At 59.2% G+C, this 24,374-nt stretch carries 23 protein-coding genes; 13 read left to right on the forward strand and 10 right to left on the reverse strand.

All coding sequences use genetic code 11. The annotated features are described in order from the left end of the window. Window positions 1–41: 41 nt before the first annotated feature. Genes BLQ41_RS10365 through BLQ41_RS10380 form a run of 4 tightly spaced genes read right to left on the reverse strand, consistent with a single transcriptional unit; the run spans window position 42 to window position 6,341 of the window. Window positions 42–1,406, reverse strand: coding sequence for a heavy metal sensor histidine kinase (locus BLQ41_RS10365; RefSeq protein ID WP_090180289.1), 1,365 nt, complete (start codon window positions 1,404–1,406; stop codon window positions 42–44). Next, window positions 1,396–2,073, reverse strand: coding sequence for a heavy metal response regulator transcription factor (locus tag BLQ41_RS10370; protein WP_090180292.1), 678 nt, complete (start codon window positions 2,071–2,073; stop codon window positions 1,396–1,398). The genes BLQ41_RS10365 and BLQ41_RS10370 overlap by 11 nt, the downstream gene beginning before the upstream one ends. A gap of 9 nt (window positions 2,074–2,082) precedes the next feature. Continuing rightward, window positions 2,083–5,184, reverse strand: a complete 3,102-nt coding sequence (locus tag BLQ41_RS10375) for a multidrug efflux RND transporter permease subunit (RefSeq protein WP_090180294.1) — start codon at window positions 5,182–5,184, stop codon at window positions 2,083–2,085. After that, window positions 5,181–6,341, reverse strand: coding sequence for an efflux RND transporter periplasmic adaptor subunit (locus BLQ41_RS10380; RefSeq protein WP_090180296.1), 1,161 nt, complete (start codon window positions 6,339–6,341; stop codon window positions 5,181–5,183). The genes BLQ41_RS10375 and BLQ41_RS10380 overlap by 4 nt, the downstream gene beginning before the upstream one ends. A 962-nt stretch (window positions 6,342–7,303) precedes the next feature. On the opposite strand from BLQ41_RS10380, the gene BLQ41_RS10390 reads away from it, so the two are divergent. Further along, on the forward strand, window positions 7,304–7,675 hold the full coding sequence (locus BLQ41_RS10390; RefSeq protein WP_090180301.1) for a DUF6124 family protein: 372 nt from the start codon (window positions 7,304–7,306) through the stop codon (window positions 7,673–7,675). A gap of 194 nt (window positions 7,676–7,869) precedes the next feature. After that, window positions 7,870–8,127 (forward strand): hypothetical protein, encoded by a 258-nt coding sequence (locus BLQ41_RS10395; RefSeq protein WP_007905458.1) that lies wholly within the window; start codon window positions 7,870–7,872, stop codon window positions 8,125–8,127. Window positions 8,128–8,282: 155 nt separating this feature from the next. Here the strand turns inward: BLQ41_RS10395 and BLQ41_RS10400 are convergent, their stop codons facing one another. The 5 genes from BLQ41_RS10400 to norR form a co-directional block, all read right to left on the reverse strand. Further along, the gene (locus tag BLQ41_RS10400; protein ID WP_090180304.1) at window positions 8,283–9,032 is read right to left on the reverse strand and encodes a YkgJ family cysteine cluster protein; all 750 of its coding nucleotides are present in this window, start codon (window positions 9,030–9,032) and stop codon (window positions 8,283–8,285) included. 84 nt (window positions 9,033–9,116) lie between these two features. Beyond that, window positions 9,117–9,443 (reverse strand): hypothetical protein, encoded by a 327-nt coding sequence (locus tag BLQ41_RS10405; protein ID WP_090180307.1) that lies wholly within the window; start codon window positions 9,441–9,443, stop codon window positions 9,117–9,119. Window positions 9,444–9,596: 153 nt separating this feature from the next. Beyond that, window positions 9,597–10,055, reverse strand: a complete 459-nt coding sequence (locus BLQ41_RS10410; protein WP_090188459.1) for a GNAT family N-acetyltransferase — start codon at window positions 10,053–10,055, stop codon at window positions 9,597–9,599. Window positions 10,056–10,082: 27 nt separating this feature from the next. Beyond that, entirely contained in the window at window positions 10,083–10,985 is a 903-nt protein-coding gene (locus tag BLQ41_RS10415; RefSeq protein ID WP_090180310.1) for a chemotaxis protein CheV, read from the reverse strand. Window positions 10,986–11,114: 129 nt separating this feature from the next. Further along, entirely contained in the window at window positions 11,115–12,665 is a 1,551-nt protein-coding gene (gene norR, locus BLQ41_RS10420; RefSeq protein ID WP_090180313.1) for a nitric oxide reductase transcriptional regulator NorR, read from the reverse strand. 146 nt (window positions 12,666–12,811) lie between these two features. On the opposite strand from norR, the gene hmpA reads away from it, so the two are divergent. The 10 genes from hmpA (at window position 12,812) to BLQ41_RS10475 (ending at window position 22,289) form a co-directional block, all read left to right on the forward strand. Then, on the forward strand, window positions 12,812–13,993 hold the full coding sequence (gene hmpA / locus BLQ41_RS10425; RefSeq protein ID WP_090180316.1) for an NO-inducible flavohemoprotein: 1,182 nt from the start codon (window positions 12,812–12,814) through the stop codon (window positions 13,991–13,993). Between the two features lie 179 nt (window positions 13,994–14,172). Continuing rightward, window positions 14,173–14,715: an ester cyclase gene (locus BLQ41_RS10430; protein ID WP_090180318.1), complete on the forward strand. Its 543-nt coding sequence runs from the start codon at window positions 14,173–14,175 to the stop codon at window positions 14,713–14,715. 25 nt (window positions 14,716–14,740) lie between these two features. Continuing rightward, window positions 14,741–15,250, forward strand: coding sequence for a disulfide bond formation protein B (locus BLQ41_RS10435; RefSeq protein WP_090180321.1), 510 nt, complete (start codon window positions 14,741–14,743; stop codon window positions 15,248–15,250). Between the two features lie 815 nt (window positions 15,251–16,065). Then, window positions 16,066–17,010 carry a ubiquinol oxidase subunit II gene (gene cyoA / locus BLQ41_RS10445; RefSeq protein ID WP_090180327.1) on the forward strand — a complete coding sequence of 315 codons (945 nt, stop codon included), beginning with the start codon at window positions 16,066–16,068 and terminating at the stop codon, window positions 17,008–17,010. A gap of 3 nt (window positions 17,011–17,013) precedes the next feature. Beyond that, window positions 17,014–19,044, forward strand: coding sequence for a cytochrome o ubiquinol oxidase subunit I (gene cyoB, locus BLQ41_RS10450; RefSeq protein WP_090180330.1), 2,031 nt, complete (start codon window positions 17,014–17,016; stop codon window positions 19,042–19,044). 3 nt (window positions 19,045–19,047) lie between these two features. Continuing rightward, the gene (locus BLQ41_RS10455; protein WP_027922711.1) at window positions 19,048–19,674 is read left to right on the forward strand and encodes a cytochrome o ubiquinol oxidase subunit III; all 627 of its coding nucleotides are present in this window, start codon (window positions 19,048–19,050) and stop codon (window positions 19,672–19,674) included. Further along, complete coding sequence (gene cyoD / locus BLQ41_RS10460; protein ID WP_027922712.1) at window positions 19,674–20,015, forward strand: cytochrome o ubiquinol oxidase subunit IV; 342 nt, start codon at window positions 19,674–19,676, stop codon at window positions 20,013–20,015. Before BLQ41_RS10455 ends, cyoD begins: the two co-directional genes overlap by 1 nt. An 11-nt stretch (window positions 20,016–20,026) precedes the next feature. Then, on the forward strand, window positions 20,027–20,914 hold the full coding sequence (gene cyoE / locus BLQ41_RS10465) for a heme o synthase (protein WP_090180333.1): 888 nt from the start codon (window positions 20,027–20,029) through the stop codon (window positions 20,912–20,914). A gap of 300 nt (window positions 20,915–21,214) precedes the next feature. Further along, complete coding sequence (locus BLQ41_RS10470) at window positions 21,215–21,853, forward strand: DUF6036 family nucleotidyltransferase (protein WP_197678922.1); 639 nt, start codon at window positions 21,215–21,217, stop codon at window positions 21,851–21,853. Next, entirely contained in the window at window positions 21,837–22,289 is a 453-nt protein-coding gene (locus tag BLQ41_RS10475; protein WP_090180335.1) for a hypothetical protein, read from the forward strand. The genes BLQ41_RS10470 and BLQ41_RS10475 overlap by 17 nt, the downstream gene beginning before the upstream one ends. Before the next feature lie 9 nt (window positions 22,290–22,298). Here BLQ41_RS10475 and BLQ41_RS10480 read toward each other — a convergent pair whose 3' ends face one another. Then, window positions 22,299–23,708, reverse strand: coding sequence for an aminotransferase-like domain-containing protein (locus BLQ41_RS10480; protein ID WP_090180338.1), 1,410 nt, complete (start codon window positions 23,706–23,708; stop codon window positions 22,299–22,301). A 122-nt stretch (window positions 23,709–23,830) separates the two neighbouring features. Between BLQ41_RS10480 and BLQ41_RS10485 the strand changes: the two genes are divergently transcribed. Next, on the forward strand, window positions 23,831–24,322 hold the full coding sequence (locus BLQ41_RS10485) for a RidA family protein (protein WP_090180342.1): 492 nt from the start codon (window positions 23,831–23,833) through the stop codon (window positions 24,320–24,322). Window positions 24,323–24,374 lie beyond the last annotated feature (52 nt).

Genomic DNA, 24,374 nt, shown 5'->3' on the forward strand with positions numbered 1-24,374 from the left:
ATTCATGAAAGGACTATTGCTGATAAAGCAACAGTTGATCGTCAGACCGGAAGGTGGATGCCGAAGGTATTCATCCCGTGATCACTGCGCACAAACACATCCCCGCCGTGCATCAGTGCAATCGCCTTGACGATCGCCAGCCCCAACCCGTGGTTGTTGCCGCTATTGCTGCGTGACGCATCCACCCGGTAAAAACGCTCGAACAATCGAGGCAAATGCTCGCTGGCAATCGGTGAGCCAGGGTTGGCCACACCGATGCTCACCTGATGCGCCTCAACCTCGATATTCACCTCGATCATTTGTCCGGGCTCGGTGTGCTGCACCGCGTTACTCAACAAATTAATCAGCGCCCGGCGCAAATGCGCGATCTCGATCCGCACTTGCGCATCACCACTGACGCGTACCTGAACCTGCGCATCCTCAAGAATGAAATCCAGATATTCCAGGGTCGTCGCCACTTCATTGGCCAGCGAGGTGGACGTCAGTTTGGTGGCCTTGCTGCCCTGATCCGCGCTGGCAAGAAACAGCATGTCATTGATGATCGAACGCAGCCGCTCCAGCTCTTCAAGGTTCGATTGCAGCACTTCGAAATAGTGTTCGGCAGAACGCCCGCGAGTGAGCGCCACCTGGGTCTGGCCGATCAGGTTGGTCAAGGGCGAACGCAGTTCATGGGCAACGTCGGCGTTGAACGACTCCAGCCGCGAATAGGCCTGTTCAACCCGCTCCAGTGTCGAGTTGAACGAATGGACGAACTGATTGAGTTCCGGCGGCAATGACGACATGCGCAAGCGCCCGGAACGCAATGGCGGCGCCAGTCGCTGGGCTTCCTGAGACAACTTGATCAACGGTTTCAGACCAATGCGCGCTACCCAATACCCCAGTGCCGAAGCCAGCAACACGCCGATGATCGCGAGGCTGATCAGGGCGATCAGCAGGTGATGCTGAGTCTGGAAAAACGTCTCGGTGTCGATGCCGATCATGAAGCGCAGCGGCGGGCGTTGATCCTTGGCCGGGAACTGGCTGACCAACACTTTCAGCGGATACGGCTGGTCCGGCAGGGTCATGTCGCGCATCCCCAGCGGGCCTTCGGCAAAGGCGCGGATCTGCGGCGTCAGGTTGCCGTATTCGTAGTTCGGATCGCCGCTGATGATCCAGAAACTGATGCGCTTGTCTTCTTCGCCGAGCAGATTGAGCTTGTTGTTGATCTTCACCCAATGCTCCGGCGTGCCATAACGCCCGACCGTGGATTCGAGCACGCTGTAGCGCGCGTCCAGCTCGGCTTCGGGCAACAGGCCCAGGCCTTTATCGACCTGTTGATACAGCGCCCAGCCGATCAGCAGGAACACCAGCAGCGCCACCAGCGTAAACATCCCACTGAGGCGCAGCGCAATCGAGTTACTGGACACCGCGGCTCTCCAGCACATAACCCATGCCACGGATCGTGTGCAGCAGTTTTTCGTCGAACGGCCCGTCGAGCTTGGCCCGCAGGCGCTTGATCGCGACTTCGACGACGTTGGCGTCGCTGTCGAAATTGATGTCCCAGACCATTTCGGCAATCGCCGTTTTCGAGAGGATTTCACCCTGCCGACGGGCCAGCACGCTCAGCAGCGAGAACTCCTTGGCAGTCAGGTCCAGACGCGTACCGGCGCGGGTCGCCTTGCGGCTGATCAAATCTATCCACAGGTCGGCGATGCTCACTTGCACCGGTTCGTGGCCGCCGCTGCGTCGGGTCAGCGCTTGCAGGCGTGCCACCAGTTCCAGGAAGGAAAACGGCTTGCCAAGATAATCGTCTGCGCCATCGCGCAGGCCTTTGATGCGGTCTTCGACACGCTCGCGGGCGGTGAGCATGATCACCGGAGTTTGCTTGCGTGCACGCAAGGCACGCAGTACGCCGAAGCCGTCGAGGCCCGGCAGCATGACGTCGAGGACGATCACCGCGTAGTCGCTTTCCAGCGCCAGGTGCAGGCCTTCGATGCCGTCGCGCGCCAGGTCCACGGTGTAACCCTGTTCCGTCAGGCCGCGGTGCAAATAGTCCGCGGTTTTTTCTTCGTCTTCGATAATCAGAACGCGCATGACCCCGCCTCAGTCTGTGGTTGCCAGCGCCGGCATCGGTGCAGGTTTGGGCTTATGGAATAGCCGCTCGAGCCACAAGTATATGACCGGAGTGGTGAACAACGTCAGCGCCTGACTTACCAGCAAGCCGCCGACGACCGCGATCCCCAATGGCTGGCGCAGTTCGGCGCCGGTGCCGTAGCCGAGCATCAGTGGCAATGCACCCAACAGGGCGGCGAGGGTGGTCATGATGATCGGCCGGAACCGCGTGATACAGGCCTTGAAAATCGCCTCTTCCGGCGCCAAGCCGCCGTTGCGTTGGGCATCGAGTGCGAAGTCGATCATCAGGATGCCGTTTTTCTTCACGATCCCGATCAGCAACACCAGCCCGATCAGCGCCATGATCGAAAAGTCCTGGCCGCAGATCCACAGCATGATCACCGCGCCGAGCCCCGCCGATGGCAGTGTCGAGATGATGGTCAGCGGGTGCACGAAGCTCTCGTAAAGCACGCCGAGAATGATGTATACCGCCACCAGCGCCGCCAGAATCAGCCACGGCTGGCTGGCCAGCGAACTCTGGAATGCCTGCGCCGCACCCTGGAAGTTACCGCTCATGGCCGCCGGCATGCCGATCTCGGCCTTGGCCTGGTTGAGCATGATCACGGCATCGCCCAACGCCACGCCGGGCGCCAGGTTGAACGACAGGTTGGCGGCCGGGAACATACCGTCATGGGCAATGGACAGCGGGCCGACGGTGGGCGCATCGAATTTCGCCAGTGCCGACAGCGGCACCATTTCCCCGCTCAGGGGTGAGCGCAGGTAGAAGTAGTTGAGGCTTTCGGCTTTGCCGCGTTGTTTGGTATCCAGTTCCAGAATCACGTTGTATTGGTTGATCTGGGTCTGGAACTCGTTGATCTGCCGCTGACCGAACGCATCGTACAGCGCCTCATCGACATCACTGGCGGTCAGGCCGAAACGCGCGGCGGCGCTGCGGTCGATGCTGATGTGGGTGATGCTGCCGCCCAGTTGCAGGTCGTTGGAAATGTCGCGGAACGCCGGGTTGGCGCGCAGCTTTTCCGTCAGGCGCTGGGTCCAGGAGCTGAGGGTCGCGCCGTCGTTGCTCTTGAGCACGTATTGGTACTGGGCGCGACTCGGCCCGGAGCTGAGGTTGATGTCCTGGCCGGCACGCAGGTACAGCACGATGCCCGGGACTTTCATCAGTTTCGGGCGAATCCGGTCAATGAACTGACTGGCCGAAACGTCACGGTCTCCGCGTTTTTTCAGGGAGATCCAGAAGCGGCCGTTGGCGATGGTCTGGTTACTGCCCGAGACGCCGACCGAGTGGGAAAACGCCGCGACGGCGGGGTCTGCGGCGACGATTTCGGCCATCGCCAAGTGTTTTTTCACCATGTCGCCGTAGGAAATATCGGCGGCGGCTTCGGTGGTCCCGAGGACAAAACCGGTGTCCTGCACCGGGAAAAAGCCCTTGGGGATAAAGATGTAACCGGCAATCGCCAGGCCCAGTGACAGGCAGAACACCCCGATCATCAATTTCTGGTGGGCGAGGGCGCGGCGCAGGAGTTTTTCGTAGCCCGCCAGCAAGCGTTCGCCAAACGTCGGTTTGCTGTGGGCGTGATGCACCGGCGCACGCATGAACAGCGCGGCGAGCGTGGGCGCCAATGTCAGGGATACCACCACCGAAATCATAATGGTCGAGGTGGCGGTCAGGGCGAACTCCTTGAACAGCCGCCCGACCACGCCGCCCATGAACAGCAGCGGAATGAACGCCGCCACCAGCGAGAAGCTGATGGACACCACGGTAAAACCAATCTCGCCGGCGCCCTTGATCGCCGCCTCGCGCATGCCGTCGCCAGCCTCAAGGTGACGGTGAATGTTCTCCACAACCACAATCGCATCGTCGACCACAAACCCCACGGCCACCACGATCGCTACCAGCGTCAGGTTGTTGAGGCTGAAACCCATGATGTACATGAGGGCGAAACTGGCGGTCAGCGAAACACCCAGCACGGCGGACACAATCATGGTTGCCGACCACTGGCGCAGGAACAGCGCCATCACCGCCACCACCAGCAGGATCGCGATCAGCAGGGTGACTTCCACTTCATGCAGCGAGGCACGGATGGTCTGGGTCCGGTCGACCAGCACCTTGACCTGCACCGACGCCGGCAGCATGGCTTCGAGGCCCGGCAGGGCGGCCTGAATGCGATCCACTGTTTCGACGATGTTGGCCCCCGGTTGCCGGGAAATCACCAGGTTCACCCCAGGCTTGTCACCGGCCCAGGCTTGCACGTAGGCATCTTCCGAACCGTTGACGACTTTGGCGACGTCCTTGAGGTGAACCGGTGCACCGTCCTTGTAGGAAACGATGAGCTGACTGTATTCCTCGGGTTGGAAGAGCTGGTCGTTGGTCGACAGCGTCGAGATGCTCGACTCGCCATACAACGCACCTTTGGCCAGGTTGAGGCTGGTGTTCTGGATTGCCTGGCGAATGTCCGCCAGCGTCAGGCCGATAGCGGCGAGTTTGTCCGCCGAGGCTTGAACGCGAATCGCCGGACGTTGCTGACCGGTGATGTTGATTTGGCCTACGCCGTTGATCTGACTGATCTGACGCGAGAGCAGGGTTTCCACCAGGTCGCTGAGTTCAGTGCCGGGCATTTGTGTCGAGTTGACGCTGAGAATCAGCACCGGGCTGTCAGCCGGGTTGACCTTGCGCCACGTCGGCAGGGTCGGCATGTCTTTCGGCAGTTTGCCAGCGGCGGTGTTGATCGCGGCCTGTACTTCCTGGGCGGCGGTGTCGATGCTTTTGTCGAGGGTGAATTGCAGGGTCAGGTTGGTCGAGCCCAGGGCGCTGCTCGACGTCATCTGGGTCACGCCGGGGATGGCGCTGAATTGCACTTCAAGCGGCGTGGCCACCGACGACGCCATGGTTTCCGGGCTGGCGCCGGGGAGTTGCGCGGCGACCTGTATGGTCGGGAATTCCGCCTCTGGCAGCGGCGCGATGGGCAGGCGCGGAAAGGCGATGACGCCGAGCAGCACCAAGGCAAACGTCAGCAGAATGGTGGCGACCGGGTGATCGATGCACCAGGCCGAGATCGAGCCGTGGCCTTTCATGGCTTGGACTCCGACTGAACCACTTGCGGCGGGTCGGTCAGCACCTGAACGGTGGAACCGGGCTTGAGCCGCGATTGGCCGTCACTGACCAATATGTCGCCGGGTTTAACGCCTTTGATGATGTCCTGGCCGCTGCCTTGAGCAACCATCTGCACGGTGACGGTTTCGACTTTGTCGCCGTTGACCCGGTACACGTAATGTTGATCGAGGCCGCGTTGTACGACGGTGGGCGGCACCACCAGCGCATCTTTATCCAGCGCTGTCTGAATTTTTACCGTCACCAGCAGGCCCGGCCAGAGTTTCTGCGCGGGGTTGTTGAATTCAGCCTTGGCGCGGATGGTCCCGGTGTTGGCGCTGATCTGGTTGTCGATCAGGGTCAGGTGGCCTTCGCCCAGCAGGTTGCCGGTTTCGCCGTCGGTGTCGGCACCGATGTAGGCTTTCACCTGCGCGTGCTCCGGGTCGTTGATCAGGCCTTGCAGGGTGGGCAGCATTTGCTGTGGCAGGGAGAATTCCACGGCAATCGGGTCGATCTGGGTCACGGTGAACAGGCCTTGGGCGTCGGTCATGCGCAGGAAGTTGCCTTCATCCACTGTGCGAATACCGACTCGGCCGGTGACCGGGGAGCGAATCTGTGTGTAGGAAAGCTGTACTTGCGCGGCGTCGATCGAGGCTTGGTTGCCTTGGGCGGTGGCTTTGAGTTGGTTGACCAGGGCTTGTTGCTGGTCGTAGGTCTGCTTGGATATGCCGTCGTCGACGCTGAGCAGTTTGTAGCGCTTGAGGTTGACTTGTGCGACTTGCAGTTGTGCCTGGCTTTCGCCGAGTTGCGCGCGGGCCTGGTCGAGGCTGGCGCGGATCGAACGGTCGTCGATGGTCGCGAGCAGGTCGCCTTTGTTCACCAGTTGGCCTTCTTTGACCATGATTTTGGTGAGGATGCCGTCGATTTGCGGGCGGACGACGACGCTGTGCAGTGATAGGACTGAGCCGATGCCGCTGACGTAGCGGGGGACGTCTTTTGCGGTGACGCTGACGACGCGAACGGGGATTGCTGTGGGCGCGGTGAGTTTGGTTGTGGCGGGTTTGGTGGCGTACCACACGCCCAGCGCTGCCATGACGATCAGAAGGGTTGCGAGCAGGGCGGGTTTTTTCTGAATTCGCATGCGTGTGGGGCGCCGGGGCTTGGGGTTTTGGTCGGGTTTGTATTTTCCTTTATAAACCTGTTTGGTGGTCGGGAAGGTGACTGGTAACTGACGGCGCTGTCAGTTTGGGGCGTTCTTTTGGTCTTGGCGGCCTTTGGGCCGACCATGCTTTGGGGTGACTGGGCGCATATCCGTTGCTGCGGTGATGGCGGCTGGCGGTTTCGCCCTTACGGCGAGTCCCTTTTGGCAAACGCCCCAAAAGGAACCAAAAGGTCTCGCCCCGGCGTCCGGCCCCTCGCTGGGGCTCGGTGTTCCTTCGTTCCGGCATTCATCTGGGGGCATCGCCTCCGGTCTGCTTCGCGACGACCTCCTCTCGATGTGTTCGACTTCGTCGAACGGCGCTACGCGCCTCCCCCCAGATGAACGCCTCCACTCAGCCTGCCGAAGGGGCGGGTGGATCAAGATCAAAAGCTGCAGGCGAGCTACCGCTCGGCCTGTTGAGTGGTGAGAAGCGGGCGGTACGCCTCGATTTGCTGTGGGGGCTGGCCTGTCGGCGATGGCGGCATGCCAGCCGACCAGTCTCTCCCTGCTGCCCCGTGATCGTTCCCTACGCTCCGCGTGGGAATGCCGCCCGGGACGCTCCGCGTTCCATTTTTGTGTTTAACGATGTGTAAGAAACACAGCACTTTCCCACGCATTTTTCAGGTTGCCGGGTAGGAAGCGTGTTCTCTAACCTCTGGCTGTCGCTGAAAACTCAGCGACCGGGAGTGAGATTCCGGCTGAACAATTGGAAACCAGCGCAAGGCCCCCCATAATTGCCGCCAGCTTATCCGCTGCCTGCAAGTTTTTTATGGCGGCTGTGTGCGGGCGGACTTCGGTCTGGCCGGGTTCCTTTTGCCGGTAATCTCACACCGCACATAGCTGCCACCTCTGTTCCGAGTGAGATCGGAAATTGATGGCTCCAACATCAAAAGGAAATTTGCATGGATAAGTTAATCCCCGACCCACCCCTCAACACCACAACCCAAAACGCCGAGACCGCCCAGGCCGAAGCGCTCATCAAAGACCATGAAGCGATAAAGCGCGCGCTCGATTACTACCTCGATCCACCCGGGCAATACAGCGTAAAACCCCGTCGTCCAAGCACGATGTTCATGGTTGTCCCCGAAGTTGATTCTGAAAGTCTGTTGGCTCATGCCTGTGAGTCTTTGGCGTCGGCGAGTGTGATGGCCGGTGATTTTGCGACGAGTCTGGTGGGGCCGCAGCGGCATACGGTGTTGGCGATTCAGCAGGTGGTCATGCTGGCGGAGTTGGCGGTGAATCGGGTGTTGGATAGGGTTGAGGTTCCGGCGTAAATAGCGTTCGGTCAGGTTGACCGCGTTATCGTTCTTCGCGGGCAAGCCCGCTCCCACAGGTGCTGGGGTTGCTCGCGAACAAAACCCGACGGACTCGCTTGCGGCGTGAAGCTTGCGGCGCTCGACACGGGTATACTGCCGGCTTTCGCGGCTCGCTGACCGGGCCCGACTCTTTTGCATCACCCGGAGCTTTCATGACTTCCCCGACACAACCGCCGGTTGCCGACGCTTTGAGCGACGACCAGGCAGACCTGCCAGACAGCGTCGACTCCAGCGCAGACAGCGAAACCAAAGCCGCGATTCCGGCGTTCAAGTTCCCGTTCAAACCGGGTGAGTTGGCTGCTGCGAAGAACGCGAGCCAGCCTTGGTACAAGAATGGCGCGAAGAATGGCCATACCAAGACGCCGGGGGCTGCGCCTCCGGGGACGCGTCGTTCGATGGGTAAGCGCTGAGTTTTAGCTTCTGCGGTGCCTGTTGTGGCCTCATCGCGGGCAAGCCCGCTCCCACAGTGGATTTTCGTCGTACACAAAACCTGTGTCTTATGTAGATCACCTGTGGGAGCGGGCTTGCCCGCGATGAGGCCATGCCAGACGACATATCCTCTGGATCAAGCCGCCCGCAACGAAATAAACGCATAGTTCACTGGCGCATCCATCGCCACTTGCGCCCCGGCTGCCTGCACTTGCCCGGCGATATCCTCCCCCGACACATGAAACAACCAGTCACTGCCAGACGTCTCCAGCGGTTGCGCTGAAGCCTGATCAATGACCGCAGCAAACGCGCTCATGTCCGGCAGATAAGCGGTAAACCCATCTCCCTTCAGCGCTGTAGTCCGAATCCCCAGCAATCCGCAAATTGCATCCTTGGTCTGAATGTCGTCTCGATCCGCCTGACGTGAGCGCTGGATCAGTGCCGCCAGTTCCTGATCCACCAGCTCGCCGCCAATGATCAAGTCAGGGCCTTGTTCCCAGGACTCCGGCGGGCATTCTTTAACGGCGGTGTTCAGCGCGATGTGCGGGTTGATTTCCATCGGGTAGATGCGGCAGACCAGCGGCCGACGTTCATAGATGCGGCAGAGGTTGTCTTCGTCAAGATTCCGGCAGCGACCGACGTTGTAGGCGGCAAAGGTAATCGCGACGTAGGCGTCAGACGCGCCACTTCGAACCCGCGCTGAGCGGCGTTCGGCGTGTTCGCGTTGTTGCGCCGGCAGGCCCAGGCCGTTGCCTAGGAAACCTTCCACCAGCACGATCACTTGACCGCCGTCGGCTGCCCACATGCGGGCTTCGGCCAGGGTCAGGGGCACGTGGTGGTCGGTGCAGCATTTGCCGCAGCCTACGCAGGAAAACGTCGTATTCATCAGGCTTCAGGTCGCAGGTAAAAGTCAGGAAGCGGCGTCAGAATCTCACCGCATAGACCTGCGTCGAAGCAAGTTATGCGCCAGTCACTGGGCTTTGGTTGCGGGGCGGATGGCGTCCCATTCGGTCACGTAGGCGGTTTTGGTTTTCTTGTTGTAGAGGCAGAGTTCGGTGCCTTGCTGGCCTTTCATGTGTTTTTGCGGGTATTGGCCTTGCAGCAGTAATGCGGTGTAGCCGACGCGGTCGTCAAACTGGGCGGCGGTGCCGACGGGTTTGGCGTCTTTCAGGCCGCTGGCCTTGGTGCAACTGGCGAGGACGGCTTTGTCGTAGGCGGCCCAAGCGTCCGGGCTGGAGGCGTGGGCGTGGGTGGCGAGGGCGGTGAGGCAGAGGAAGGTCAGGGTGGTGGCTTTCATGGGGGCAGACATCCTTGGGCATTGAGTTGGCCGAGGGTCGGAGTATGCCTGATGGTTTAGTGGTGAATGTGTCGGCCCCATCGCGAGCAGGCTCGCTCCCACAGGATTTACGCGATCAACTGTGGGAGCGGGCTTGCCCGCGAATGCGGTGGTTCAGACCGGAACCAATTCCCGGCGGACCACATACATCCCGGCACTTTCATACAAGCGCTGCGCCCGAAGGTTGTCTTCCAGGACCTTCAGATCCACAAAGCCTTCCCGGCGATCCTGAAACACTTTGAACGCATGCAGCAGCAACGCACGGCCAAGCCCGAGGCCTTGGGCCTGAGGATGCACCACCAGGTTTTTGATGTAGGCGCTGGTCCAGCACTGGCATACGCCGACGATGCGCTCGCCATCGAGCGCAATGAAACACAGGGATGGATCGTATTCGGGATCGGTCTCAAACCGCTGTTGCCAAACGTCCAGGGCAGGTACGCGACCGCCACCTTCCTGGTAACCCGTTTCCATCAAGCGGTGAACGGCTTCGGCCAATTCGGGGCGGTATTGAACGAGGTCGATTCCCTTGGGCCACGTGATGTCGGACACACCCTGCGCCAGGTTGCGCCGCATCAAAAAGCAGAATTGCTCGGCCAAGACTCAGTGACCTTGTTCGGCGACAGCCTTGGCCGCCGCGATCAGGCACTTGGTCAGTTCTGGCGACGAGAACTTGGTCAGCACCGCGTTGGCCCCGGCCAGGCGCGCTTTTTCGCTGTTCATCGCACTGTCCAGAGACGTGTGCAGCAATACATAAAGGTGCGAGAAGTCCGGGGTTTCGCGCAGGGTGCGGGTGAAGGCATAGCCGTCCATCTCCGACATTTCGATGTCCGAGACGATCAGGTTGATCTGCTGCGCCGTGCCTTGCAGGTCCAGCAGGCAGTCGATGGCCTCCTTGGCGCTGCGGGCGGTGTGGCATTGCAGGCCGAGGTTGCGCAGGGTGTGCACCGATTGCTGCAGGGCGACCTGGCTGTCGTCGACCACCAGAATCCGTGCGTTGCCCAGCACTTCAGCGTCTTCCATGCTCAGCTCGGTCGGGGCCATTTCGATCTGCGCCGGGGCGATGCCGTGGATGACTTTTTCGATGTCCAGCACTTGCACCAGCGTGCCGTCGACCGAAGTCACACCGGTGATGTACGAGCGCACACCGCCGGAACCAAAGGGCGGCGGGCGGATGTCGGTGGTCAGGCAATGCACGATCTTGCTCACGGCCTGAACATGCAGGCCCTGTTTGGAGCGGCTGACGTCGGTGACGATCAGGCAGCCACCGTTCGGGTCTTCCAGCGGTCGCTCGCCGATAGCGCGGCTGAGGTCAATCACCGATAACGAGGCGCCGCGCAACGTGGCGATGCCTTTGACGTGGGGATGCGACTCCGGCAGCTTGGTCAACGGCGGGCAGGGGATGATTTCGCTGACTTTCAGCAGGTTGATTGCCATCAGCTTGCCGCTGCGCAAGGTAAACAGCAGAAGCGAAAGTGAGTCTGCGCGGGCTTTGGTGGTGGACATAAAAACCTTCTGTGGAAAAAGGTGATGGGCGAGTAAAGAATCGCCAAAATCTATTGATGCCGGGTTATCGACTTGTTAAGGGCAGGCTTTAGTATTTCGGTTGAATGGTAGGGCCCCGTCGTCGGATCGTCATTTCATCCCCAATCGCTTGGCCATCCGCCCCAGATTCGCCCGATCCAGCCCGAGCTCACGCGCCGCACTCGCCCAATTGTGATGATGCCGTTCCAGGCAGGCACTGATCAATTGGCGTTGATAATGCTCGGTGGCTTCACGCAGATCTCCGGCGACCAACGCGACAGGCACTGCAGCGGGTTGTTCGGCGGGGAGTTCGACACTGCCATTGGGCAAGTCCAGATCCGCCGCACTCAAACTGAGAATCTTCGGCCGTTCCTTGCAATTGCCCAGCGCTTTTAACGCGCTGCGACCGATCAAGTGCTCCAGCTCCCGCACATTCCCTGGCCAGTCGTAAGCCAGCAAAGCAGCCTGCGCGTCGCTGGTCAGCCGCAGGCTATTGAGGCCCATGCGCGAGCGGTTCTGTTCCAGGAAGTAGCCGCTGAGCAACAGCACGTCCCGTCCACGATCCCGCAGCGCCGGCACCTGCAGCGGGTAAACACTGAGGCGATGATAGAAGTCGGCCCGGTAGCGGCCGCTGCGCACTTCTTCGGCCAGGTCACGGTTGGTCGCCGCGATCAGTCGCACGTCCACCTGATGTTCTTTATCCGACCCCAAGCGCTGCAACTGACCGCTTTGCAGGACCCGCAACAATTTGGCCTGCACGGTCAGCGACAGTTCGCCGACTTCATCGAGAAACAGCGTGCCGCCATTTGCCAGTTCGAACTTGCCGCGACGATCATTCGTTGCACCCGTAAAGGCGCCGCGGACATGGCCGAACAGTTCGCTTTCGACCAGCGTGTCCGGGAGGGCGGCGCAGTTGAGGCTGATGATCGGTTTATCCGCGCGAGGGGAGGCTGCGTGAATCGCCTGTGCCACCAGCTCTTTGCCGACGCCGGTTTCGCCAGTTATCAGCACGGTCAGGTCGCTGCCGCCCACCAGGTTGATTTCTTCCACAAGGCGCTTATGCGCCTTGCTCTGGCCGATCATCTCGCGGTTCTGCTGGCCGCTGGCCTGACGATAAACCTCGGCGCGCTGATGTTCGTCTTCGACACGATTGGCCAGGCGTTCTATGCGCTCGGCGGCGTTGACGGTGGCGGCGGCGAGGCTGGCGAAGGCTTGCAGGGCGTCCAGTTCAATCGGTTCAAATCGTTCCGGGTCGAGGGCGTCGAGGGTCAGCAAGCCCCACGGGCGCTCGTCGATAAACAGCGGGCAGCCCATGCAATCGTGAACTTCCAGATGCTCGTCGAGGCCATCGACCAGGCCGTCGTAAGGATCGGGCAAGTCACTGTCGGCGGCGAACCGCGTCGGGCCGTGACTGCTGAGCAGTGCTTCGAAGCGCGGGTGTTCGCTGACTTTGAAGCGTCGGCCGAGGGTGTCGGTGCTCAACCCGTCCACGGCCAGCGGCACCAGCCATTCGCCATCAAGGCGCAGCAGGGCGGCGGCATCGCAGGGGAGCAGGGCGCGCATGGCTTCGAGCAAGCGCCGATAGCGCTCGCCTTCGGGCAATTCGCGGGACAGGTCGGAGACCAGGGGCAGCAGGGCGGTGAGCAGTGATTTTGCAGTCATAGTGACTCCATGTAGTCGACATGACTATAAATCAGGAAGTGTCGATATGACTACGATGTTTTCAAGCTATTGATTTATAAGGTTTTAAATCTTGGCATGGAAACTGATAAGCCTAGGGTAATTCACATAAAGCTGGAGTCGACCTTATGCTTAGCGTTCAAGACCGTGCCATCGTCAAATCCACCGTGCCGCTGCTCGAAAGCGGTGGTGAAGCGTTGATCACGCACTTCTACCGCATGATGCTCTCCGAATACCCGGAAGTCCGCCCGCTGTTCAACCAGGCCCACCAGGCCAGCGGTGATCAGCCCCGCGCACTGGCCAACGGCGTGTTGATGTACGCGCGGCACATCGATCAGCTCGATCAATTGGGCGATCTGGTGGCCAAGATCATCAACAAGCACGTGGCCCTGCAAATCCTGCCTGAACATTACCCGATCGTCGGCACCTGCCTGCTGCGGGCCATCAGCGAAGTGCTGGGCGACGAAATCGCCACGCCTGAAGTGATGAGCGCCTGGGGCGCGGCGTATGGTCAATTGGCCGAGATCCTGATCGGTGCCGAAACCAGCATCTACGACCAAAAAGAACAGGCGCCGGGCGGCTGGCGTGGGGCGCGTGAGTTCATCGTCGTGGCCAAGGTCGAGGAAAGCGCGGAAATCACCTCGTTCTACTTCGAACCTGCAGACAAAGGCGCGATTCTGGCCGCTGAACCAGGCCAATACATCGGCATGAAGCTGATCCTCGATGGCGAGGAGATCCGTCGAAACTATTCGTTGTCGGCACTGGCCAACAAAGGCCAGTACCGCATCAGCGTCAAGCGTGAGTCCGGTGGCCGCGCCTCCAATCACTTGCACGATCAGTTGCATGTCGGCGCGAGCATTCAGCTGTTTCCGCCATCGGGCGAGTTCACCCTGACCGCCAGCGACAAACCGCTGGTGCTGATCAGCGGCGGCGTCGGGATCACCCCGACCCTGGCAATGCTTGAAGCGGCGCTGGCGACCGAGCGTCCGGTGCACTTTATCCACTGCGCGCGTAACGGCAGCGTTCACGCCTTCCGCGACTGGATCGATGGTCTGGCCGAGCGTCACCCGCAGCTCAAGCGCTTCTATTGCTACGCCGAAGATGACGGCGTGAGTCCGGCGGCGGACAAGGTCGGGCTGCTGAGCCGTGAGCAACTGGGCGAGTGGCTGCCGGAGCAGCGCGATCTGGATGCTTACTTCCTGGGGCCTAAAGGTTTCATGTCGGCCATCAAGCGCCACCTCAAGGCCTTGGGTGTACCGGAGAAGCAAAGCCGTTACGAGTTCTTTGGACCGGCTTCGGCGCTGGAATAAACCTCTGCGGCGACTCGGGAGGCCGAGTCGCCTTCATCGCGAGCCTGCTCGCGATTGGCCGCCCCTCGGTCTTGATTCGTAAAAATCCTTTAAAAGTTAATCCGTTCTTAACCGGTTTATCGTTTATTCCCCGATGCTGATGATAGGCGCTCGTTCGTTTACACAATCAGGATCGCCCCATGACTCACATCACCTTCTCCCGCCTCCTGCTGACGGCTGCTGTATTGGCCAGCCCGTCCGCGTTTGCCGAATCCGCCTTGCTCCAGCCGCAGACGCTGATCGTCGATCAGAGCTTGCCCAAGGTGCAGCGCGATGCCATGGAATTGGCCGCCCGGCGTTATGGCAGTTTCTGGAATACGGGGGAGGAGGCGTTGGCCAAGGCGGCCTTGTCGGAGCAGTTCGTCGACAAGACACCGCCCGAAGGCCGGGTCCAGGGGCCGACCGGGCCATTGCTGGCGTCGAAGTTCTTTCGCACGGCAGTGCCGGACCTGAGCTGCGAGATCGAGCAAATGATCATTGCCGGCGACCGGGTGGTGGTGCATTTGCACTTTCGCGGTCACTTCACAGGTCCCTTCAAGGCTCTCAAAGGGCAGGGCCAGCGTGTAGACTTCCGGGCAACCGATATCTATCAGATCAATAACGGTCGCATCGCGGCCAATTGGCATATCGAAGACAACATCAGCCTGATGCAGCAGCTGCAAGCGCAGCCGCCGGCGAGCTGATCCACGAGCACAAAAGGGAAACGCGATGAGCGAGGAAACAATACGGTTGGGACGTGAGCGGCGTTATCTGGTGTTGCTGGGCATCATCTGCCTGGCACTGATCGGCGGCGCGCTGTACATGCAGGTTGTGCTGGGCGAGGCGCCATGCCCGCTGTGCATCCTGCAACGCTATGCGTTGTTGCTGGTCGCGCTGTTTGCCTTCATCGGCGCGGCCATGCGCACCCGTCGCAGCATCACGGTGTTTGAAACCCTGGTGGTGATCTGCGCATTGGCCGGCGTCGCGGTGGCTGGGCATCACGTCTTTACCCAGTTCTATCCGGCGGTCAGTTGCGGCGTTGATGTGCTGCAGCCGATTGTCGATGGCCTGCCGCTGGCGAAGATTTTCCCGCTGGGCTTCCAGGTCGATGGCTTCTGCTCCACGCCGTACCCGCCGATCCTCGGTCTGTCGCTGGCGCAATGGGCGCTGGTGGCGTTCGTGCTGATCGTGGTGCTGGTTCCGCTGCTCACTGTGCGTAACCGCAAAGCACTGCGCTGAGGCTGTCGCCGCACCGTTGAGTCAACCCGAAAACGCCCCGGCCCTCGTTGAGAGGGTCGGGGCGTTTTGCATTTCAGGGCTCAAGTAAAAAGACCGTGATGTGTGACAGGGAAGGGTGCGACACATGTGCGACATGTTGTCACAGCGCGAGTGTCGCAAGGCGTTTCAACGCCGTGAATTGGTGCATGGCCGCGCAACAACATTGGTCTCTTTCGGCGATTGGACGTCACCCGCCGAAAACGGTGAAGCAGGCAGTTTTAACAGGGTCTGGCGAATTGCCAGAGCCCTTGTCACGTAGGGGCTTGGGCAGGGTCGGGGGCGACGGCGATGGCCTCGAAGCTGTCTGAACTGCGTTAGGTAGACCTACTAATTTTGGTGTTTTTGTTGAGAATTAATTTCGATAAGATGCCGCACTTTTGCGAAAACCGTTAATGATTGTTGCTGGAATGGATAAAAATTATTTCGGGATGAGACATGGTTTATGAATCGTTACATATCTACAATCGCCCGCACTGAATTCCCGGCACTGCTCACCTTGAGCATGAAGTAGGGCGTCGAGGAGCTTGAACGCTCCATGCGACCCCCAGGTGTCGGAGCCTTCCAACTATCCGCACCAAATGGAATTGGTCTGTAACAAGGCCTTTGACCACGAATTCGAATAAGAACTTAACGCTAGCCCAGGATTTGTCGAACAGCGTCTGACGCGCGACGGGCAGCCACTTATTCAATCCAAGAAAAATGCCAACCCTTGGCAGGGTGAAGTGTTGGCGATCAAAACCCAACTGCATTGCGCAAGCTGCTTTAGAGGTCGTGAGATGAGTAAAAACAGGTACCCCAGACTACTAGGCTTATTGCCGCTGCTCGGCACGTTGCTGCTGTCAGGCTGCAACATGACCTTGCTCGATCCCAAGGGTCAGGTCGGCCTGGACGAGCGAAACCTGATCATCACCGCAACGCTGCTGATGCTTCTGGTCGTGGTACCGGTCATCGTCATGACCTTCCTGTTTGCGTGGAAATACCGCGCCTCTAACCAGGACGCCGTGTACACGCCAAAATGGTCGCACTCCACCAAGATCGAAGTCGCCGTATGGGCGATTCCGGTGCTGATCATCATTGCCCTGGGTTATGTCACCTACAAGTCGACCCACGCCCTGGACCCGTATCGTCCGATTGAGTCCGACGTCAAGCCGATCACCATTCAAGTGGTGTCCATGGACTGGAAGTGGCTGTTCATCTATCCCGAGCAAGGGATCGCCACGGTCAACAAGATCGTCTTCCCGGCCAACACGCCAATTAACTTCCAGATCACCTCCGACACCGTGATGAACTCGTTCTTCATCCCGGGCCTGGGTGGCCAGATCTACGCGATGGCGGGCATGCAGACCAAGCTGCACCTGATTGCCAACCAGAACGCTGAATTCGACGGTATCTCCGCCAACTACAGCGGCGCGGGTTTCACCGGCATGAAGTTCAAAGCAATCGCCACCTCTCAGGCGGATTTCGATGCCTGGGTCAGTGATGTCAAGAAGGCACCTAAACAGCTTGAAAAAGCTGAATACGAAGCCCTTTCCAAACCAAGCCAGAACAATCCAGTAGAGCTCTACTCCTCGTTCACGCCGAACCTGTTCCAGACCATCGTCGACAAGTACGAAGGCATGAAAGCAGGTCCGAAAGTCGACCACGAGAAGAAAGAGAAAGAAGTGGCCCAGATGGAAGGGATGGACATGAGTTCGCATTCAGCTGCCGGGGCAGAGGAGTAAACGATGTTTGGTAAATTAAGTTGGGAAGCGGTCCCGTTCCACGAACCGATCGTAATGGTGACCATTGCCATGATCGCGCTCGGCGGTCTGGGCGTGTTCGCTGCAATCACCTACTTCAAGAAGTGGACCTACCTGTGGACCGAGTGGCTGACGTCGGTCGACCACAAGAAAATCGGCGTGATGTACATCATCGTGGCCATGGTCATGCTGCTGCGCGGTTTTGCCGACGCCATCATGATGCGTACCCAGTTGGCCATGTCCACCGAAGGTTCGCCTGGCTACCTGCCGCCTGAACACTATGACCAGATCTTCACCGCTCACGGTGTGATCATGATCATCTTCATGGCGATGCCATTCTTCACCGGCCTGATGAACCTTGCAGTGCCGCTGCAGATCGGCGCGCGTGACGTTGCCTATCCGTTCCTGAACTCCCTGAGCTTCTGGCTGCTGATGTCTGGCGTGGTGCTGGTTAACGTGTCCCTGGGTGTCGGCGAATTCGCCCGTACCGGTTGGGTTGCATATCCACCGCTGTCGGAACTGGGCTACAGCCCTGGCGTGGGTGTCGACTACTACATCTGGGCCCTGCAGCTATCGGGACTCGGGACGACACTGACGGGGGTCAACTTCCTGGCCACCGTGCTGAAAATGCGTACCCCGGGCATGAAACTGATGGACATGCCGATCTTCACCTGGACCTGCACCTGGGCCAACGTATTGATCGTCGCTTCCTTCCCGATCCTGACCGCTACCCTGGCTTTGCTGACGCTTGACCGTTACATGGATTTCCACATTTTCACCAATGAACTTGGTGGCAATCCAATGATGTACGTCAACCTGTTCTGGGCCTGGGGTCACCCCGAGGTTTACATCCTGATTCTGCCGGCGTTCGGGATCTTCTCTGAAGTCATCTCGGCCTTCACCGGCAAGAAACTGTTCGGCCACCACTCGATGATCTACGCCTCGGGCGCGATCTCGATCCTGGGCTTCATGGTTTGGCTGCACCACTTCTTCACCATGGGTTCGGGTGCCAACGTCAACGCCTTCTTCGGCCTGGCGACGATGCTGATTTCGATCCCGACGGGGGTGAAGCTATTCAACTGGCTGTTCACCATTTACCAAGGGCGTCTGCGTTTCACCAGCCAGGTTCTGTGGACCCTGGGCTTCATGGTGACCTTCGCCATCGGCGGCATGACCGGCGTACTGCTGGCCATTCCGGGTGCGGACTTCGTCCTGCACAACAGCCTGTTCGTGATCGCTCACTTCCACAACGTGATCATCGGCGGCGCCGTGTTCGGTTACATCGCAGGCTTCGGCTTCTACTTCCCTAAAGCGTTCGGCTTCAAGCTGCACGAAGGTTGGGGCAAGGCTGCGTTCTGGTTCTGGATCTCGGGCTTCTTCGTCGCGTTCATGCCGCTCTATGCACTGGGCTTCATGGGCATGACCCGTCGTCTGAACGCCACCACCAACCCTGAGTGGGTGCCGTACCTGTACGTTGCCATGTTCGGTGCGGTAATGATCGCCTGCGGTATCGCCTGCCAGTTGATCCAGCTCTACGTCAGTGTCCGTGACCGTAAGAAGCCGGAAAACATGTGCGAGCACGGCGACCCGTGGAATGCCCACACGCTGGAATGGTCGACCTCGTCGCCACCACCGTTCTATAACTTTGCCGTACTGCCGAAAGCCGACTGCATCGACCCGTTCACTGAAGCCAAGGAAGACGGTACTGCGTACCAGACTCCGGTCAAGTACGAGCCGATCCACATGCCAAACAACACCGCGACCGGCCTGGTCATGGGTGCTCTGTTGACCGTGTTCGGTTTCGCGATGATCTGGCACATCTGGTGGATGGCCATCTTCGGCCTCGCCGGTGCCGTGATCTACTTCGTGATCCACGCTGCCCGTGATGACCAGGGCTACATGGTGCCGGTCGACGTGATCGAGCGCACCGAAGCCGAGCAGCGCAAACGTCTGGTAGCCGCAGGGAAACTCCCGGCCTCTGCCACCCGTGTTGAAACCTCGTTGGAACAGGCTTAAACCATGTCGAACTTAGTGACCAATGCTGGACACACCCATGTCGATGGACATGGGCACGATGACCATCACCACGACTCGGGCGAGATGACCGTATTCGGTTTCTGGCTCTACCTGATGACCGACTGCATTTTGTTTGCGTCGATCTTCGCGGTGTACGCGGTACTGGTTAACAACGTAGCGGGTGGCCCGTCGGGCCACGACATCTTCGAACTGCCATACGTGCTGGGCGAAACCGCCTGCCTGTTGTTCAGTTCGATCACCTACGGCTTCGCCATGCTGGCGTTGTTCAAGGGCAACAAGAAGGCGGTACTGGGCTGGTTGGCCATCACCTTCCTGTTCGGCCTGGGCTTCATCGGCATGGAGATCAACGAGTTCCACATGCTGATCTCCGAAGGCTACGGTCCTAACCGGTCTGGCTTCCTGTCCGGGTTCTTCACCCTGGTCGGCACCCACGGTCTGCACGTGACCAGCGGTCTGATCTGGATGGCGATCATGATGTATCAGGTCCAGAAAAACGGCCTGACGGCGACCAACAAGACCCGTCTGAGCTGCCTGAGCCTGTTCTGGCACTTCCTGGACGTGGTGTGGATCTGCGTATTCACCGTTGTTTACCTGATGGGGACCCTGTAATGGCTAATGCACACTCCCACGATGGCCACGGCCACGACGATAGCCACGGCAGCGTCAAGTCGTACGCCATCGGCTTCATCCTGTCGGTGATCCTGACGATCATTCCTTTCGGCCTGGTGATGTACCCGTCGCTGCCGAAAGCCATGACCCTGTGGATCGTACTGGCGTTCGCAGTGATCCAGGTGCTCGTGCACCTGGTGTACTTCCTCCACCTGGACCGTTCGGCTGCCCAGCGTAACAACGTGATCGCGTTTGTTTTCGCCGCACTGGTAATCGTCTTGTTGGTAGGCCTGTCGCTGTGGATCATGTTCAGCATCCACACCGTCATGATGGCGCACTGAGGAAAGTCCGGATGTCCTTTAAGCACTTTATCCAAATCACCAAACCGGGGATCATTTTCGGTAACGTGCTTTCTGTGGCGGGCGGATTTTTCCTGGCCTCGAAAGGGCATGTCGATCTGGCCATTTTCCTGGCCGCCATGATCGGCACGTCCCTGGTGGTGGCTTCCGGTTGCGTGTTCAACAACTGCATCGACCGCGACATCGACCTGAAGATGGAACGCACCAAGAATCGTGTGCTGGTCCAGGGCTTGATCTCCCTGAAACTGGCACTGATCTACGCGACCGTCCTCGGTGTTGCCGGCGTTGCCTTGTTGTACAAGGTGGCCAATCCGTTGGCCGCGCTGTTCGCAGTGATCGGTTTCGTCATTTACGTCGGCTTCTACAGCCTGTACCTCAAGCGCAAGTCGGTTCACGGCACGCTGGTGGGCAGTCTGTCGGGCGCCATGCCGCCGGTGATCGGTTACGTCGCTGTGACCAACAGCTTCGACATGGCCGCACTGACGTTGCTGGTGATGTTCAGCCTGTGGCAGATGCCGCACTCTTACGCCATCGCGATTTTCCGCTTCAACGATTACCTGGCTGCATCGATACCGGTGTTGCCCGTTAAGCGCGGGATCGAAGTGGCCAAGAAGCACATCCTGCTCTACATCCTGGCGTTCCTCGTGGCGACCTTGATGCTGACCTTCAGCGGCTACGCCGGCATGAGCTACCTCGCCGTCGCCGCGGCCATGGGCATGTACTGGTTGTACATGGCCTGGACCGGCTACAAGGCAGTGGATGACACGGTCTGGGCACGCAAGCTGTTCGTGTTCTCGATCTTCACCATTACCGCGTTGAGCGTGATGATGTCCCTGGACTTCAAAGTGCCGAGCGAGCTGTTGCTGACGTACGCGCCTTAAGCGTCGGACGCTGTAAAGAAAAGCCCCGCCTTCGAGAGAAGAGCGGGGCTTTTTGTTGGGGGCGATTCAGTCGGTTGGGTGTCGGCTGATAGCAAGGCTGCTATTGAAACGCCTACGCAGGGCAGTTGAACTCCATGCCTACTCATGCAGCAGAACCCTCCTACAAGGTTTTCAGGTTGTCGCTCGGAAGTCGTCTTTCTAACCTCGGGGGTGTGGCTAATTCAGTCGCAAATAGCTGCCAGGCGTGTACCCGCGCGCTATCACCGGCATCGCTATCCCACATCAGTTTGAGGTTCGAACATGGAGTTGTCGGACGTAATTACCCCCCGCGTCAATACGAGCACGGCGTTGGGGCAGGCTTTGATTTCGATGTTCAAATCCGTCGAAGCGGAGCTGGTACTTGAGTACGCAGAGACAGGCGCGGTAAAAATTATCGTTTTCGGTGGGTGCGCAGTTCACCTCTATACGAGTCACCGTGTTTCAACAGATGTCGATGCCGAAGTTTACGAAGCGAATGTCCCCAAAAGTCTTCACCTCCAAACCATGCTCGCGGAGGTTCCCGAACAATTTATCGATGAACGGTCGGGGAGGTTGATGGAGCTGAACTATGACCTTCAATACAACACAAGCTTTGGCCCAATTCACGAGGACTATTGGGAGCGGAGCCTGCCACTTGCCGAGTTTCCGACCGAGTCCCCTCTACATGTTCACATTGCATCGCCCATCGACATTGCCATATCTAAATTGGGCAGAGCAACGGATCAAGACATTGGCGATATCATGGCGCTTCTCAGGAGCGGCTTCATAATCACCACCGAACTCCGTCGATTGGCGTTGCAGGCAATTGATGTATATGTTGGCAACAAAGAGCCACCAACGTCCGTTCTCGACAATATTTTGCAAAATTATCTGGAGATTACAGATGACGAAGCCCCTTAACGGCCACGTCCTCTCTTCCGCTTTGGACACGCTGGTCAAAAGCCCATTGAATCAAGCAAATGACGCTGCGCTCGTAAGCGCGGCCGAAGCTGTTTGGTACTCGGACTTAAACCTTGAAAGTGAAGTCTCGGCATTTCTGAGTCGGCATTCTGATGAGATCGAGATCCGCCGTGCAGGCTACTTGCTCGAACGCTTCACTCGTTTTGCATGCGTGTCTGATAGCCGCGTGCTGGAAACCTTCAATGTCCTTGAGCTTTTTGCATACTCGACTTTCAAGCAAGACGTGAAGCCACAAACAGCCGCGCCGCTTCGCCGTCGCCGTGATGAACTTGCTGCCTCGTGGGGATTGAGTGAAGGCCTTGGCTTGAAGGCTCAAACCCTTATGCCTTTTCAGACTCGACATTACGCAGCAGAGCAACGCACCACGTTTTCCTGAACATAAACCTCAGCTACCGAGCAGCCGGAAAAACCGCTCACGCACCTGCGGGCTATCGCTGTGTGCGACGTTGAAGCGCAGGAAGCTGCTGGCATCAGCCGCTTTGCTCAACAAGGTGCCGGGTGCCAGGACGAGGTCGTTTTCAAGGCCTTTATTGGCCAGCGTCTCGGCGTGCAATCCTTCGGGTAAACGGGTCCAGATGAACAGGCCTTCGCCCGGCAGCGAAGACACCGAGCATCCGGCCTCCACCAGCCAGCGTGCCACGCGGCTGCTCGATTCGTAGAGGCGATCGACGGTGCGGCGGGTGTGTTTGGCGTAGGTGCCGTTGGTGAGCATCGTGCAGATAATTTGTTCCGCCAACTCTGAAGTCACGCCGCCGCAACTCATCTTCAAACGGATCAACCGTGCGGCCAGTTGCGGCGAGAGCACCGCGTAGCTGACCCGGCTGTTGGCGGTCAGAGTCTTGGAAAAACCGGAGACGTAGCTGACGTTGTCCAGGCCACTGGCAGCCAGTCGCGGGGTGTGTTTTTGCTGGAGATCGCCATAAAGGTCGTCTTCCACGATGTGGAAACCGTAACGGTGACTCAGCTCCAGCAAACGGTAAACCTGGGCGGCGGAGAACGAGTGCCCGGTCGGGTTGTGCAGCGTGCTGTTGGTCATGTACAGCACGGGGCGATGGGCAATCAGCAATTGCTCGAACGCCTCCAGATCCAGGCCCTCGCAATCGCGGGCAATGGTGATGACCTTGGCACCGTGCAACGCCAGGTTGGCGTGCATGTTGAAGTAGCACGGATCGTCCAGCAGCACCGTATCGCCGGGTTTTATCAACAGGCGCATTAGCTGGTCGATGGCTTGCACGGTGTTGGCGGTGGTGATGATCTGCTCCACCGGCACGTCGATGCCGACGGTCGACAACTTTACCCGCAACGCCTCGCGCAGCGGCAGGTAACCGCCTACCTCACCGTATTCGCCCATGCGCAGCGCGGTCGCACGAAGGGTGCCGCGCACGGCTTTGAGCAGCTCTTCGGCGGGCAGCCACGAACCCGGCAAGAATCCGCAACCGGGGCGCAACGCGCCATTGTTCAACAGGATTGCGCGGCGGACCCGACTGAGTATGTCCTGGGGTTGCATGTCCGGGCCTGGCGCAGCCGGTGGCTGGTTGATAGGCCGTTGGACGTAGTGCCCCGAGCCCTGGCGTGAAACCACCAGCCCCTTGGCGCGCAATCGGTCCAGGGCGTCGACCACCGTGGATTTGCCGACATTCATCAACTCGGACAATTCGCGAATCGGTGGCAACTTGGCCCCGTGAGGCAAGCCTCCCTGGCTGATTGCCACAGACAACTGATCGACAATCTGCTGCACCAGCGGAACTCCTGGCTGGAATTCGATGGCGGCGATCACTGCGCGCTGCGCCTGCATTTTACTGGTCTCCCTGGCAGTAAAGTTCGCTGGATTCTATACGAACTTGCCCTGATCAACGCAAACGACTGTCTTTACCATCATCTGCGCGGTTCGCATGTTTGACCAAGGGGGTCCAGTAGATGATTCAGCAGATAACCCGCGATGAACGTTTCCTCGCGATGGCCAAAGAACACGGCTTTGACATCTACGACGAGAACGCAGCCGGCGGGCACTACGCGCCGCTGCTTCGGCACGGTGATGAGGTGTACGTCAGTGGCCTGGTGCCGCGCATGAACGGCAAAATCCAGTACCCCGGTCGCGTCGGGCTGGAACTCAACATGGCAGATGCCCAAGAAGCCGCCAGCATCAGTGCGATACGCGGGCTGGCGCTGATCCGCGAAGCCGTTGGTTCACTGGATAACGTCAAGGCGCTCCTTCGCATCACGGTGTATGTGAAGTCCACATTCGATTTTGTGGACCTGAGCGAAGTGGCCAACGGTGCATCGGACGTGCTCACGCATGTATTGGGCGATGCCGGTCGACATACGCGAACGACTGTCGGTGTTTACCAGTTGCCGAAAAACGCCCCCATCGAAATCGACATGATCGCGGCGCTGCATCCGTCGGTGTAATCAATCCAGCGGGCAATAAAAAGCCCCGCTTGCGAGGGCGGGGCTTTGAGGT

It is taken from the genome of Pseudomonas arsenicoxydans, from assembly GCF_900103875.1.
Lineage (GTDB): Bacteria > Pseudomonadota > Gammaproteobacteria > Pseudomonadales > Pseudomonadaceae > Aquipseudomonas > Aquipseudomonas arsenicoxydans.

Excerpts from the sequence above, each read along its gene's own strand:
- BLQ41_RS10370 (WP_090180292.1), bottom strand. The coding sequence starts at position 2,073 with ATGCGCGTTCTGATTATCGAAGACGAAGAAAAAACCGCGGACTATTTG.
- BLQ41_RS10375 (WP_090180294.1), bottom strand. The coding sequence starts at position 5,184 with ATGAAAGGCCACGGCTCGATCTCGGCCTGGTGCATCGATCACCCGGTC.
- BLQ41_RS10380 (WP_090180296.1), bottom strand. The coding sequence starts at position 6,341 with ATGCGAATTCAGAAAAAACCCGCCCTGCTCGCAACCCTTCTGATCGTC.
- BLQ41_RS10390 (WP_090180301.1), top strand. The coding sequence starts at position 7,304 with ATGGATAAGTTAATCCCCGACCCACCCCTCAACACCACAACCCAAAAC.
- BLQ41_RS10395 (WP_007905458.1), top strand. The coding sequence starts at position 7,870 with ATGACTTCCCCGACACAACCGCCGGTTGCCGACGCTTTGAGCGACGAC.
- BLQ41_RS10400 (WP_090180304.1), bottom strand. The coding sequence starts at position 9,032 with ATGAATACGACGTTTTCCTGCGTAGGCTGCGGCAAATGCTGCACCGAC.
- BLQ41_RS10405 (WP_090180307.1), bottom strand. The coding sequence starts at position 9,443 with ATGAAAGCCACCACCCTGACCTTCCTCTGCCTCACCGCCCTCGCCACC.
- BLQ41_RS10410 (WP_090188459.1), bottom strand. The coding sequence starts at position 10,055 with ATGCGGCGCAACCTGGCGCAGGGTGTGTCCGACATCACGTGGCCCAAG.
- BLQ41_RS10415 (WP_090180310.1), bottom strand. The coding sequence starts at position 10,985 with ATGTCCACCACCAAAGCCCGCGCAGACTCACTTTCGCTTCTGCTGTTT.
- norR (WP_090180313.1), bottom strand. The coding sequence starts at position 12,665 with ATGACTGCAAAATCACTGCTCACCGCCCTGCTGCCCCTGGTCTCCGAC.
- hmpA (WP_090180316.1), top strand. The coding sequence starts at position 12,812 with ATGCTTAGCGTTCAAGACCGTGCCATCGTCAAATCCACCGTGCCGCTG.
- BLQ41_RS10430 (WP_090180318.1), top strand. The coding sequence starts at position 14,173 with ATGACTCACATCACCTTCTCCCGCCTCCTGCTGACGGCTGCTGTATTG.
- BLQ41_RS10435 (WP_090180321.1), top strand. The coding sequence starts at position 14,741 with ATGAGCGAGGAAACAATACGGTTGGGACGTGAGCGGCGTTATCTGGTG.
- cyoA (WP_090180327.1), top strand. The coding sequence starts at position 16,066 with ATGAGTAAAAACAGGTACCCCAGACTACTAGGCTTATTGCCGCTGCTC.
- cyoB (WP_090180330.1), top strand. The coding sequence starts at position 17,014 with ATGTTTGGTAAATTAAGTTGGGAAGCGGTCCCGTTCCACGAACCGATC.
- BLQ41_RS10455 (WP_027922711.1), top strand. The coding sequence starts at position 19,048 with ATGTCGAACTTAGTGACCAATGCTGGACACACCCATGTCGATGGACAT.
- cyoD (WP_027922712.1), top strand. The coding sequence starts at position 19,674 with ATGGCTAATGCACACTCCCACGATGGCCACGGCCACGACGATAGCCAC.
- cyoE (WP_090180333.1), top strand. The coding sequence starts at position 20,027 with ATGTCCTTTAAGCACTTTATCCAAATCACCAAACCGGGGATCATTTTC.
- BLQ41_RS10470 (WP_197678922.1), top strand. The coding sequence starts at position 21,215 with ATGGAGTTGTCGGACGTAATTACCCCCCGCGTCAATACGAGCACGGCG.
- BLQ41_RS10475 (WP_090180335.1), top strand. The coding sequence starts at position 21,837 with ATGACGAAGCCCCTTAACGGCCACGTCCTCTCTTCCGCTTTGGACACG.
- BLQ41_RS10480 (WP_090180338.1), bottom strand. The coding sequence starts at position 23,708 with ATGCAGGCGCAGCGCGCAGTGATCGCCGCCATCGAATTCCAGCCAGGA.
- BLQ41_RS10485 (WP_090180342.1), top strand. The coding sequence starts at position 23,831 with ATGATTCAGCAGATAACCCGCGATGAACGTTTCCTCGCGATGGCCAAA.